Source organism: Aeromicrobium sp. REDSEA-S32_B7 (assembly GCF_001626145.1).
In the GTDB taxonomy this organism is placed as follows: domain Bacteria; phylum Actinomycetota; class Actinomycetes; order Propionibacteriales; family Nocardioidaceae; genus Aeromicrobium; species Aeromicrobium erythreum.
In genome coordinates this window covers 1-11,870 of sequence record NZ_LUNF01000163.1, presented here as the reverse complement: position 1 = coordinate 11,870, position 11,870 = coordinate 1, and the positions used below count along the sequence as shown (strand labels likewise).

Annotated in this window: 13 protein-coding genes, 1 tRNA gene and 1 pseudogene; 7 read left to right on the top strand and 8 right to left on the bottom strand. The window is 73.6% G+C overall.

Annotated features, from left to right (window positions below; all coding sequences use genetic code 11):
• Window positions 1-560 (top strand): NAD(P)H-dependent oxidoreductase (locus tag A6Q79_RS11475; protein ID WP_317698319.1); only part of this gene is annotated, 560 nt, incomplete at its 5' end.
• Between the two features lie 78 nt (window positions 561-638).
• A complete protein-coding gene (locus A6Q79_RS11470) occupies window positions 639-938 on the top strand; it encodes a DUF2277 domain-containing protein (RefSeq protein ID WP_067860440.1) in 300 nt (99 codons plus the stop codon).
• Between the two features lie 7 nt (window positions 939-945).
• Here A6Q79_RS11470 and A6Q79_RS11465 read toward each other — a convergent pair whose 3' ends face one another.
• Entirely contained in the window at window positions 946-2,211 is a 1,266-nt protein-coding gene (locus A6Q79_RS11465) for an alpha/beta hydrolase (RefSeq protein ID WP_286690209.1), read from the bottom strand.
• Window positions 2,212-2,317: 106 nt separating this feature from the next.
• On the opposite strand from A6Q79_RS11465, the gene A6Q79_RS11460 reads away from it, so the two are divergent.
• Window positions 2,318-3,289, top strand: a complete 972-nt coding sequence (locus A6Q79_RS11460) for a hypothetical protein (protein ID WP_317698317.1) — start codon at window positions 2,318-2,320, stop codon at window positions 3,287-3,289.
• Between the two features lie 37 nt (window positions 3,290-3,326).
• Here A6Q79_RS11460 and A6Q79_RS11455 read toward each other — a convergent pair whose 3' ends face one another.
• The 3 genes from A6Q79_RS11455 to A6Q79_RS11445 form a co-directional block, all read right to left on the bottom strand.
• Window positions 3,327-4,946 carry an AMP-binding protein gene (locus tag A6Q79_RS11455; RefSeq protein ID WP_286690211.1) on the bottom strand — a complete coding sequence of 540 codons (1,620 nt, stop codon included), beginning with the start codon at window positions 4,944-4,946 and terminating at the stop codon, window positions 3,327-3,329.
• A gap of 75 nt (window positions 4,947-5,021) precedes the next feature.
• Complete coding sequence (locus tag A6Q79_RS11450; protein ID WP_286690212.1) at window positions 5,022-6,107, bottom strand: dipeptidase; 1,086 nt, start codon at window positions 6,105-6,107, stop codon at window positions 5,022-5,024.
• A gap of 24 nt (window positions 6,108-6,131) precedes the next feature.
• Window positions 6,132-6,545 (bottom strand): hypothetical protein, encoded by a 414-nt coding sequence (locus A6Q79_RS11445; protein WP_286690213.1) that lies wholly within the window; start codon window positions 6,543-6,545, stop codon window positions 6,132-6,134.
• Window positions 6,546-6,635: 90 nt separating this feature from the next.
• Here A6Q79_RS11445 and A6Q79_RS11440 point away from each other — a divergent pair, with 90 nt between their 5' ends.
• Complete coding sequence (locus tag A6Q79_RS11440; RefSeq protein WP_286690214.1) at window positions 6,636-7,784, top strand: MalY/PatB family protein; 1,149 nt, start codon at window positions 6,636-6,638, stop codon at window positions 7,782-7,784.
• 104 nt (window positions 7,785-7,888) lie between these two features.
• On the opposite strand, the gene A6Q79_RS11435 is transcribed toward A6Q79_RS11440, so the two are convergent.
• The gene (locus tag A6Q79_RS11435) at window positions 7,889-8,527 is read right to left on the bottom strand and encodes a nucleoside/nucleotide kinase family protein (protein WP_067860426.1); all 639 of its coding nucleotides are present in this window, start codon (window positions 8,525-8,527) and stop codon (window positions 7,889-7,891) included.
• Between the two features lie 78 nt (window positions 8,528-8,605).
• On the opposite strand from A6Q79_RS11435, the gene A6Q79_RS11430 reads away from it, so the two are divergent.
• From A6Q79_RS11430 to yidC, 3 genes are all read left to right on the top strand, one after another.
• Window positions 8,606-8,692 (top strand) — tRNA-Ser (locus A6Q79_RS11430).
• A gap of 137 nt (window positions 8,693-8,829) precedes the next feature.
• Complete coding sequence (locus A6Q79_RS11425) at window positions 8,830-9,105, top strand: hypothetical protein (RefSeq protein WP_286690215.1); 276 nt, start codon at window positions 8,830-8,832, stop codon at window positions 9,103-9,105.
• Window positions 9,106-9,157: 52 nt separating this feature from the next.
• The gene (gene yidC, locus A6Q79_RS11420) at window positions 9,158-9,955 is read left to right on the top strand and encodes a membrane protein insertase YidC (protein ID WP_286690216.1); all 798 of its coding nucleotides are present in this window, start codon (window positions 9,158-9,160) and stop codon (window positions 9,953-9,955) included.
• 120 nt (window positions 9,956-10,075) lie between these two features.
• On the opposite strand, the gene A6Q79_RS11415 is transcribed toward yidC, so the two are convergent.
• From A6Q79_RS11415 to A6Q79_RS11405, 3 genes and pseudogenes are all read right to left on the bottom strand, one after another.
• Window positions 10,076-11,005 (bottom strand): hypothetical protein, encoded by a 930-nt coding sequence (locus tag A6Q79_RS11415; RefSeq protein WP_286690217.1) that lies wholly within the window; start codon window positions 11,003-11,005, stop codon window positions 10,076-10,078.
• A gap of 79 nt (window positions 11,006-11,084) precedes the next feature.
• Window positions 11,085-11,384 carry a tautomerase family protein gene (locus A6Q79_RS11410; protein ID WP_317698312.1) on the bottom strand — a complete coding sequence of 100 codons (300 nt, stop codon included), beginning with the start codon at window positions 11,382-11,384 and terminating at the stop codon, window positions 11,085-11,087.
• A 65-nt stretch (window positions 11,385-11,449) separates the two neighbouring features.
• Window positions 11,450-11,870: pseudogene (locus tag A6Q79_RS11405) on the bottom strand (PaaX domain-containing protein, C- domain protein); the annotation flags it as partial.

Here is an 11,870-nt window from a genome sequence, read left to right as displayed (position 1 = left end):
GCCCAGGCCGACAGCCCCGACGAGGAGGTGCGCGCATGACCCGGGTCGTCATCGTCTCCGCCGGCCTCGGCAACCCCTCGACCACCCGGCTGCTCGCCGACCAGCTCGCCGCCGGCGTGCGGCGGGCGGACACCACCGCGTCGATCGAGGTCGTCGAGCTGCGACCCCTCGCGCACGACGTCGTCGACGCCACGCTCAGCGGCTTCGCGTCGCCGCGGCTGCAGCACGTGGTCGACGTGCTCGAGCCCGACGCGCTCGTCGGCAAGCCGGTGCTGCTCGGCGCCACCGGCGGCACGGCCCGGCACTCGCTGGCCGTCGAGTACGCGATGCGTCCGCTGATGGCCTACCTGCAGGCCGTGCCGGTGCCCACCGGCGTGTTCGCGTCGCCGCACGACTGGAGCGCCGACGGCGAGGGGGCACTGACGACCCGTGTCGACCGCGCGGTCGGCGAGCTCATGAGCATGCTGCGCGGGGCCGGCACGGGGCGCACCCGCAACGACGACATCGACCTGTTCAGCGAGACGATGCTGAGCATCTCCGACCCGCAGCGCCGACCCTGACGCAGCGTCCCCGAGCGCTCGCCGAGCCGCCGCGCCGAACGTCTACCGCGTCGACGTCGTCGGGCGTACGGTCGGAGGATGTGCCGGAACATCCGCAGGCTCCACAACTTCGAGCCGCCCACCACCGACGACGAGGTGCGTGAGGCCGCGCTGCAGTTCGTGCGCAAGACGAGCGGCTCGACCCGACCCTCGCGCGCCAACACCGAGGCGTTCGAGCGGGCGGTCGACGAGATCGCGGCGGCCACCCGGCGCATGCTCGACGACCTCGTGACGAGCGCCCCGCCGCGCGACCGGGACGTCGAGGCGGTCAGGGGTCGCGAGCGGCACGAGAAGCGCATGGAGCGCGAGGTGCGCCTGCGCACCGGCGCCGCGTCCTAGGAGCCCGCTAGTCGGGCGTCGACGCGGGCAGGTGCTCCTCGAACCACTGCAGCACGAGGTCGCGCGCCACGAGCGTGCCGAACGACACCGTCCCCAGGCCTCGACCGAGCGTGTGCTCCTGGCCGGGCAGCTCGACGTAGCGCGTCGTGATGCCGGCCCGGCGCGACGCGTCGGCGAACCGACGCACCGGGTCGGGAAGGATCAGGTGGTCGGCCCCGCCCTGGACGACGAGGACGGGCGCACCGTCGCACGCGCCGACCACGGACCGGCACTGCCGCAGGGGCTCCTCGACGTGCTCGGCGGAGTCGGTGAACGCGTACCGCTCGGGAAACTCACGTGGCGAGCCGCCGACGTACAGGTCGCCGTAGCCGCGTCCCAGCGCCGACTCCTCGTAGGCGGCCGACCCGTCGACCGCGGGGTACAGCCCCACCACTGCGGACACGCGCGGCAGGTCGTCGCGCGACCCGCACGACGGGTCGAGGCTGCGGCCCAGGTTCGCCGCGTTGATCGCGAGCTGACCTCCGGCGGAGTCGCCCATCGTCCCTACGCGGTCGGGGTCGAGCCCGACCCGCGGGCCCCGACGGGTGACCCAGGTCAGCGCGCAGCCGACGTCGGCCACGGCGAGGTCCCACGTCTGGCGGTCGCGCGTCGCGAGCCGGTAGCTCACGTCGAGGACGGCGTAGCCGCGGTCGAGCAGCGGCGGGAAGTAGGCGGTGGGACGGGGGCTGCCGCTCGTGAAGCCGCCGCCGTGCACGTTCACGACGACGGGCACGCGACGGTCGGCCGAGGCGCCCTGCGGCAGGTAGAGGTCGGCCGACAGCGCGACTCCGTCGACCTGCCCGACGGTCACCGTCCGGTCGGGCTGCACCACGCCCCTCTGGAACGGCAGGGTGGGTGCGAAGACGCCGACGTCGGCGCCGACCCGCTGCGCGTCGACCACCTGGTAGGTCCACAGGCCGAGCGACGAGACGAGGGCGAGCGCCGTGACGACGGGCAGCGGTCGCCACGGGTCGAGGCCGCGACGGCGGGCACCGACCAGGGCGATGACGAGCAGCGCCGCCGCGAGGACGACGTTCCACACGCCGAGCGCGTCGCGCCACACGCCGACGGCGACGACCACGTACTGCGCGGCGTGGTGCTGGAGCACGGGCTCCCACCAGGAGGGACGGGTCCAGGCGACCACCTGGCCGAGCACGGTGACGAGCACCAGCACCACCAGCAGGGTGCGACCGAGCCCTCGCAGGGCTCCGCCTCCCGCCCGATCCGCTGCCACGTCGTCCCTCTCGTCGTCCGTCCCCCGGCGGAGACCGTACCCGCGGTCGGCCCAGGTCGCGAGCGGGGCCCCGGGCCCTACCGTCCGCCGGGTCGGGCTGCGCGGCGTGCTCGCCGGCCTCGACCGGCGGGCGACGCCGGCGCAGGTGCCGGGCGAGGCCGTGGCGGAGGGCTTCACGTGGGAGGAGCGCGACGCGAGCACCGACCGGTGGTGGCCGCAGGGCGTGACGACGTCGGCCGACGCGTACGGACCTGACCCGCAGTCGGGCACCTACGCGGGCCGTCTGGTGCTCCTCGCGAGCTGGTACGCCCACGGGGCGCTCGGCTGGCTGCTCCTCGGGTCGCGGGTGTCCGTCGTCGACCTCACCGACCCCGCGGACCCTCGCTACCGGCACGTGCTGCTCGTGGAGCCGCGGCGCCGGTTCGGGCTGCACCGGCTGCGGCCCGTGCGGGTGCATGCGGGCGGGATCGTCTGGTACGGCGACCACCTGTTCGTCGCCGGCAGCTCACGCGGCATCCGCGTGTTCCGCGTCGACGACGTCGTGCGCGTGCGCAACCGCTGGCGCACGCGCGGCTACCGCTACGTCCTGCCGCAGCTGACGACCTACGACGCGTCGACCACGGGCGACGCGCGACCGATGACCTACTCCTTCCTCTCGCTCGACCGCGCGGGCGATGTCGACCACCTGGTGGCCGGTGAGTACGGCCGCAAGGGCGCCACCCACCGTCTGCTGCGCTACGAGCTGGACCGGGCGACGCAGCTGCTGCGTGGCGTCGAGGCGGGCCCGGCGGAGCCGGTGGAGGCCCACGACGGTGTCGCCCCGCGGATGCAGGGAGCCGTGCTCGTCGACGGCACGTGGGTGATCACCGCGAGCGCCGGGGAGGACGTCGCGGGGGACCTGTGGGTCGGACGTCCTGGTGCGCTCCACCGGCACCGCGGCGTGCTGCCGACCGGTCCGGAGGACATCACGTGGTGGCCCCAGCGGGGTCAGCTGTGGACGCTCACCGAGTGGCCCGGGCGTCGCTGGGTGTACGGCATCGACGTCGACCGGTGGGTGCGTCCGGCGCCGCCCGCCTGACCCGCGACCCGCGACGGGCCGCCCACGCCGACGGAGGTCAGAGGCCGAGCAGGGTCCGGGACTCCTCGCGCATCTCGACCTTGCGGACCTTGCCGGTGACCGTCATCGGGAACTCCTCGACCACGTGCACGTACCGCGGCACCTTGTAATGGGCGAGCCGTCCGTCGCAGAACTCCCGCACCGCCTCGACCGTCAGCGTGCCGATGCCCTCGCGCAGGCGGACCCACGCCATGAGCTCCTCGCCGTAGCGCGCGTCGGGCACGCCGACGACCTGCACGTCGAGCACGTCGGGATGGGTGAGCAGGAACTCCTCGACCTCGCGCGGGTAGATGTTCTCGCCGCCGCGGATGACGACGTCCTTGATGCGACCCGTGACGCTGACGTACCCGTCGTCGTCCATGACGGCGAGGTCGCCGGTGTGCATCCACGCGTCGGCGTCGATCGCCTCGGCGGTCTTGGCCGGCTCCTCCCAGTAGCCGAGCATCACCGAGTACCCGCGGGTGCACAACTCGCCGGCCGTGCCGCGGGGGACGACGTCGCCGGTGAGCGGGTCGACGACCTTGACCTCGAGGTTGGGGTGCACACGTCCGACGGTGCTGACGCGACGCTCGACCGAGTCGTCGGTGCGGGTCTGGGTCGAGACGGGCGACGTCTCGGTCATGCCGTAGCAGATCGACACCTCCTCGGCGCCCATCCGCTCGATGACCTGCTTCATCACCTCGACCGGGCACGGGGAGCCGGCCATGATCCCGGTGCGCAGCGCGGACAGGTCGTGCTCGTCGAACGACGGGTCGGACAGCATCGCGATGAACATGGTGGGCACGCCGTACAGCGACGTGCAACGCTCCTGCGCCGCAGCGCGCAGAGTGGCGGCGGGGTCGAACATGGGCGCGGGGACGACCATCGTCGCGCCGTGCGACGTGGCTGCGAGGTTGCCCATGACCATGCCGAAGCAGTGGTAGAAGGGCACGGGGATCGCGATCCGGTCGTCGGCCGTGTAGTGCAGGAGCTCGCCGACGGCGAAGCCGTTGTTGAGGATGTTGCGGTGCGAGAGGGTGGCGCCCTTGGGGAAGCCGGTGGTGCCCGACGTGTACTGGATGTTGATCGGGTCGCCGGGGTCGAGGGTGGCCTCCACGGCGTCGACGTCGAGGTCGCTCGCGCGGCCGGCGTCGGTCATGGCCTCCCAGGAGGGGGTTCCGATCAACAGCACGTCCCTGAGGTGCGGGTGGTCGGGGCGGACCTGCTCGATCATGTCGGCGAACGAGGCGCCCTTGAGCTCGGGCACGGCGACGATCGCGCGCATGCCCGACTGGCCGACGACGTAGCCGAGCTCGTGGGCGCGGTACGCGGGGTTGACGTTGACCAGCACGACGCCGAGGCGCGCCGTCGCGTACTGGACGAGCGTCCACTCGGCGCAGTTCGGCGCCCAGATGCCGACCCGGTCGCCCTTCTGCAGCCCCAGCGACGCGAGCCCGCGCGCCACCGCGGTGACGTCGTCCCACAGCTCTCGGTAGGTCCAGCGCCGTCCGGTGGCGCACTCCACGAGCGCCTCGCCGTCGGGCACGCGCGCGACGGTGGCGGCGAGGTCGGCACCGATCGTGGTCTCGAGCAGCGGGACGTCGGTGCTGCCGGTCGTGTGGCTGGGTCGGGCTGGCATCGGTCCCCCCGAGAGCAGTGTGTGCTGGGTCACGACGAGTCTGCCACGCGCCGACGACCGGCCTCCGGCCCGACCTCAGGAGGTGGCGTCGAGCACCCTCAGGATGTTGCGTCCTGTGAGGCGGGACAGGTCGTCTGCGGACCAGCCGCGTCGAGCCAGCTCGTCGAGCAGCGCGGCGTGACCGGTGACGTCGTCCATGCCGACCGGGAAGTGGTCGAAGCCGTCGTAGTCGCCGCCCAGCCCCACGTGCTCGACCCCGGCCACCTCGCGGGCGTGGTCGACGTGGTCGGCGACGTGCTCGACGGTGACGACGGGCTTCTCGCCGGCCGTGGCGGGGTCGGTCTCGTGCCGCTCGAACCAGGCCGCGAACTCGGCGCTGACGAAGGACGGCACGTAGGTGACCATGACGACCCCGCCGTTGCCGGGGAGCCGCTCCAGCACGTCGTCGGGGACGTTGCGCGGGTGGTCGGTGACGGCGCGGCACGAGGAGTGGCTGAAGATCACCGGCGCGCTGCTGACGTCGAGCGCGTCGTGCATGGTCGTCGCGGCGACGTGCGAGAGGTCGACGAGCATGCCGACGGCGTTCATCTCGCGCACGACATCGCGGCCGAAGGCGGTGAGGCCGCCGTGCTGCGGCACGTCGGTGGCGGAGTCGGCCCACGGCGTGTTCTCGTTGTGGGTGAGCGTCATGTAGCGCACGCCGAGGCGCGCGAGCTGGCGCAGGACCGCGAGAGACCCGTCGATGCTGTGCCCGCCCTCGGCACCGAGCAGCGATGCGAGCCGCCCCGAGGCCCAGGCGGCGCGGACGTCGTCGCCCGTCCAGCACAGCGCCGTGCGCTCCGGGTACCGGGCGACCAGGCGGTGCACCCAGTCGACCTGCTCCAGCGTGTAGGTGACGGCGTCGGCCCCACGCCGCTCGCAGGGCGCGTAGACCGACCAGAACTGCCCGCCGACGCCCGCGGCGCGCAGCCGGACGAGGTCGGTGTGGAACGTCGGCTCGACGCCGTCGGCCGCGCGGTCGGCGTCGAGCCCCTCGACGGAGTACCCGGCGGCCTCCCGCGCCTCCCACGCGAGGTCGTCGTGGCCGTCGACGAGGGGTGCGACGCGCACGGCCTCCTGGGCGGCGGGTTCGGTGAGCAGGGAGCCGAGGGTCGCGTCCATGCCTCCACGGTAGGACGCCGGGCGTCAGCCGCCGGGACAGGTGTTGGTGCCGCCGCTGTGCACGGCGCACCCGCCGTTCGGCCGCGCAGGTGTCGGCTCGGGCGCGGTGCGGTCGCGCCAGTCGCGTGCGGCGTCCGGTCCCACGGCCACGACGGGCACGAGCGCCAGCGCCACCGCGAGGCCGAGCCCGACGGCGGCCAGGGCGCGACGCTGCACGAGCGCGAGGCACAGTCCCATGAACGGCAGCACCGTGGTGAGCGCCATGGCGACGGTGACGCCGACGAGCACCTTCGTCTCCTCGGACGGCGTGAGCCCGTCGAGGCTGAAGCCGGTAGCGGCGGTCCAGAGGTAGGCGAGGAGGCCGGCGACCCACGACACCCAGGCGAGCGCGATCCCCCGGGAGGTCGAAGGGTCTGCCGTCGTCCGGTGCTCTGTCACGCGCCACCTCCGGGGGGCTCGGGTCGACGTGACTGTCCCGTGGCGTCGGCTGCGGTGTCAATGCTCGACGCCGGTGGCAGGGTGGGTCGTATGCACCCGCTGCACGAGCTGAGCCTGGCCGACCTGCGTCGCCGCACGAGCGTCAAGTGGACGCTCCACGAGCCCGACGTGCTGCCCGCGTTCGTCGCCGAGATGGACGTGCCGCTCGCGGAGCCCGTCGCCCAGGCGCTGTCCGAGGCCGTCGCGCTCGGCGACACCGGCTACCCGAAGGCCGGGACGTACGGGCAGGCGCTGGCGTCGTTCGCGGCCGACCGCTGGGGCTGGACCGTCGATCCGGCCAGCACGCTCGACGTCGCCGACGTGATGGTCGGCATCGAGGAGGTGCTGCGGCTGCACGCGGCCCCGGAGGCCCCGGTGATCCTCAACCCGCCCGTGTACCCGCCGTTCTACGACGCGGTCGCGCACGTCGGGCGCTCGAGGGTGGAGGTGCCGCTCGGTGCCGACGGACGGCTCGACCTCGACGGCCTGGCCACTGCTTTTGCCCGCCACCCGGGCGCCGCCTACCTGCTGTGCAGCCCGCACAACCCCACCGCGGTCGTGCACACCCGCGAGGAGCTGTCGACCGTCGCCCGGCTGGCCGCCGAGCACGGCGTGCGGGTCGTGGTCGACGAGATCCACGCCCCGCTCGCGCCGGTGTCGGGCGAGACCGACGCGTTCGTGCCGTACCTGTCGGTCGAGGGGACCGACGACGCCTACGCCGTGCTGTCGGCGTCGAAGGCGTTCAGCCTGGCGGGCCTGAAGGCTGCCGTGGTCGTGGGCGGCGCCGCCACCGCCGACGAGCGGGCCGCGGTGCTCGAGATCGTCAGCCACGGCCCCAGCCACCTCGGCACCCTGGCCCACGTGACGGCGCTGCGCGAGGGTCGCGACTGGCTCGACGCGCTGCGCGCCGACCTGCGCGCGAACCGCGAGCTGCTCGAGGCACTCGTGGACGAGCACCTGCCCTCGGCGCGGCTGCTCGCCGGGCCGGGCACCTACACGGCGTGGCTCGACCTGCGCGCGTACGACGTCGGCGACGACCCGGCCGCGCGCCTGCTGGAGCAGAGTCGGGTCGCCCTCGCCCCCGGCCCGACGTTCGGCGGCACGTCGCGCGTCGGCGACGGCCGCGCTCGCCTGACCTACGCCACCCCGCCCGACGTGCTGCGCGAGATCGTCACCCGAGTCGCCTCCGCCCTGCCCTGACCCCACCCACCCGTACGCCTGAGCCCGCGTTCTGTGGAGTCGGTGACGGTCTCGCGGCGGGAAAGCGTCGCAAGGTTCACCAAACGCCTGGTTCGCGCTGGGGGTCAGGGGGAGGGGACGACGAGGTCGGCCTGGTCGCGCCGGGCGAGCACGCGCCGGGCGTTCGGCTCGTCCACGTCGTCGACCCACGCCTGCGCGTCCTCGCGCGACTTCCCGTGCTTGACGTGCCGCATGACGAGGCGCGACCGGCGCCGTCCGTCGTCGAGGTCGACGAACCAGACGGCGTCGAGCTCGCGCCGGACGTCGGGCCACGGCTCGTCGGCGTCGAGGAGGTAGTTGCCCTCGGTCACGACCACGCGGTGCTCCGGCGCGATCGTGATCGACGCCGCCAGGGGCTGCTCGAGGTCGCGCTCGAAGCCCGGCGCCAGCACGTCGTGGTCGGTCTCCGCGCGCAGGCGTCGCAGGAGCGCGAGGTAGCCGTGCGCGTCGAAGGTCTCGACGGCACCCTTGCGAGCGAGGAGTCCGCGCTCGAGCAGGGCGACGTCGGCGAGGTGGAACCCGTCCATCGGCACCCGCACGGACGGGACGCCGCGCGCCGACAGCCGGTTCGCGAGCCGTCGGGCCAGCGTCGACTTCCCGCTCCCGGGTGCGCCGACGAGGCCGACCAGCACGCGACGGGCCGGGTCGGCCTCAGCCAGCGCTGCCGCCCGCGCGGCGAGGTCGTCGAGGTCCACGACGCTCATCCTCCTCCTGCGCGGGGTCGCTCCCCCTCGTCAAACCCACCGCCGGGTGACGCGCAGGGGTCCGGTAAGGTACCCCGCGGTGGCGTGTCCGAGCGGCCGAAGGTGCATCACTCGAAATGATGTGTGGGGTCAAACCCACCGTGGGTTCAAATCCCACCGCCACCGCCGGTGAGAAGGGCCCCCAGCGTTCTGCGCCGGGGGCCCTTCTCCGTCCACGGGCGACGCCCTGGTCACGGGAGGGCGAGGCCACGTCGCCACCGACGTCCTCGCCCTCCTTCGCCCCACCGGCCTATGCTGGCGAGGTGTTCGAGACCGCGATGCTGAGCCGGGCGACCGGGTTGCTCGCGTTCGTCCTGTGCCTCGCGGCGCCGTCGGAGTCCACCGCAGCGGCGGGCGTCGCCGTCCTCATCGCCGCGGCGCTGGTGGTGGCGGCGGGTTCGCGCGTCGTCGTCGAGCACCGTGTCACCGGGGTCGGGGTGCGGCCCGGTGAGGCCGTGCGGCTGGTGCCCGTGCTCTCCTCGCGCATCGCGGACCCGGTGCGGCAGCCGGTGCGTCCGCGCGCTCCCGGTCTGGTCTGAGGTCGCCTTCGGGCGACGTGCCCGATCCGATCCTCAGACCAGGAGAACTCCCATGCTCGACCCGTTGAAGCACGTCCTGTCCGCCCTGCTGTCCCACACCCACGCCCTCCTCACGCACCTCGGGGCCGACCCCGGTGGTGCCGTCGGCTGGTGCCTGAGCATCGCCGCGATCGTCGTGGTGGTGCGCTCCCTGCTGCTGCCGATCACGATCCACCAGGTCCGCAACGCGCGCCGGTCCGCGCTCGCCCGACCACAGCTGCAGGAGATCGCCCAGCGGTACAAGGGCCGCACCGACACCGAGAGCGTGCGCGCCATGATGGAGGAGCGTCGCGCCGTGTCGGCCGAGCACGGCGTCTCGCGGCTCGGGTGCCTGCCCGTGCTGCTGCAGGTGCCGCTGTGGATCGCGCTCTACCACCTGCTCTCCGACGTCGCGGCCGGCTCGCCGGTCGGGTCGATGGACGCCGAGCAGGTGGCGCTCTTCGACCGCGCCCAGCTGTTCGGCACCGGTCTGGCCGACAGCGGCATGCTCGGCCACGGAGGGCTCCACCTGGCCGTCGTCCTCACGCTCGCAGCCGTGGCCGCGCTGGTCTCCTTCGCGACCCAGCACCTGTTCGTCATGCCGAACACCCCGACCGAGGGGATGCCCGAGGCGATGCAGCAGGCCACCCGCATGATGCCGACGCTCTCGGCCGGAGGGCTCCTGCTCACCGGGACGTTCGTGCCCGTCGGCCTGCTCGTCTACTGGGTCGCCAGCCAGGTGTGGACGCTCGGCCAGTCCTTCGTGGTCTGGCGGTGGTTCCCGACGCCCGGCAGTCGGGCGGCGCGGCGACGCGAGGCGGCCACGGACTGACGACGCCGCGCTGTCGCTCGCCGCTCGGCCTGCGACGTCTGCCGCGTCTGCATCGGCAGCGACGAGAGGGTCCGCCGCCTCGACCTGTCGTGCGACGGCGGCCGGTGGCTCCCTGGCCTGTCAGTCGCCCATCGCACGCTGCAGGACGTCGGCGAAGTCGCCGTCGACGTGGATGGACATCGTTCCCTCGTCGTCGAAGCGGGTGAGCTGCACGTAGGCCGACCCGTTCCACCAGTACAGGTGGGGGCTGACCTGGCCGACGCCGTCGGAGTACCCGAGCGCGGTGAAGCGCGCCATGCTGTTCACCACCGAGACCACCGTCGCGTCGCGCACCACGTGCCAGCAGAGCTGGTGACGGTGCGGGACGCTCATCAGCCAGCCGAGGTCGCTCGGCGCGGCGTCGTCGACCCCGGCGGGCAGCTCGGGGAGCAGCAGCGCGCGGCTCGCGGTGTGGACCGAGTCGCCGAGCAGCACGTGGAAGGCGCCGCCGTCGTGCGCGTCGACCAGCTCCACCTGCTCCGTCGGGAGGGCCCGGAGGTTCTCGAGACCGGCCCGGTGCAGCAGCTCCCATCCGCCAGCAGCCCGTGCGTTCTCGTGGTTGTAGATCGACAAGCTGTCCGGCAGGTCGAGAGCGAGGGCCTCGATGATGCCGGGGGCGAGCTCGCGGTGCGGGAACCCGTCGAGGTCGGGGAGGGTGTCGGCGGGCAGGAGCCGCACGTAGGTGCGACGCCGCTGGTCGTCGGGGTCTGCGCCCTCGAAGGGGTCCTCCCCGTCGAAGCTCTCGAGAAGGTGCCGCACGTGGTCCCGCACCACGGCCGGCCAGTCCCGACGGTCGACGTCGGCGCACGTGGCCGCGACGTTCCAGAACCCGAACTGACGACCTTCGGCGTCGACCGCATGATCGGCGTGGGTGGTCACCTCGAGCCCGTGCTCGCCGAACGCGTGGTGCAGGAGCGTGCGGACGCGGTCGGCGTCCGAGACGGTGAGGAACGTCAGCGCCTCGTCCATCGGCTCGGGCCGGTCCGCGGTGCGCCTCGAGAAGATCCCCATGGTGCCGTCCTTCGTGTCGGGTGCGCGGCCAGCATGGCAGTGCCGGACCCGACGCGGACGGACCCGCGCCGACTCCGGCCTACAGCTGCCCCTCGACGAACTGGGCGACGCCGTTCCCGAACGACCAGTCCTCCTTGGTGTTCTCCGTCAGCGAGACGATCAGGTCGGACGGGGCGAGGCCGCACTCGGCCTCGAGCCGCTCGGCGAGGGTCGCGTAGAGAGCGCGCTTCTGGTCGAGGTTGCGGCCCTGCTGGGTGATCTGCAGGATCACGAGGTCGTCCGTGCGCTTGATGCCGAGCCCGGTGTCCTCGGCGATCACGTGGCCCGGCTTGTGCTCGGAGATCAGCTGGTAGCGGTCGCGCTCGGGAGCGGCGAACACGTCGAGGAGGGTCTGCTGGACGACGAGCGGGGGTGAGGTCCGGCACCCTGCCCCCGCACGAGCGGTCAGCGCGCCGTGTCGCGGACGGGGCTCGGGCGACCGAGGGACGCCGCCAGCTCGGTCTGGTACGCGGCGTACGCCTCGACCAGCCGCGGCGCGTTCCAGCCCGACGGTCGCAGCTCGGGCGACAGGGCCGGGTCGGTCCGCAGGTGGCGGACGAGCGCGGCGGCCACGGCGAGACGCTCCACGGGCGGTCGTGGCTCGTCGAGGGCCGTGAGCAGTCGGGCGCCGGTGTCCGTCCAGCCGGGCAGGTCCCACAGGCGCGCGGTGAGCCCTCGCTCGTCCATCGGACGCGAGCTCGCCACCACGACGAGGTCGTCGGGCCACGTGGGGAGCGGACGGTCGAGGTTCGCGGGCCGGGTCCAGACGCCCTCGCGCAGCTCGGCGAGCAGCGCCGCCGGGGTGTCGGCGCGGGCCAGGACCATC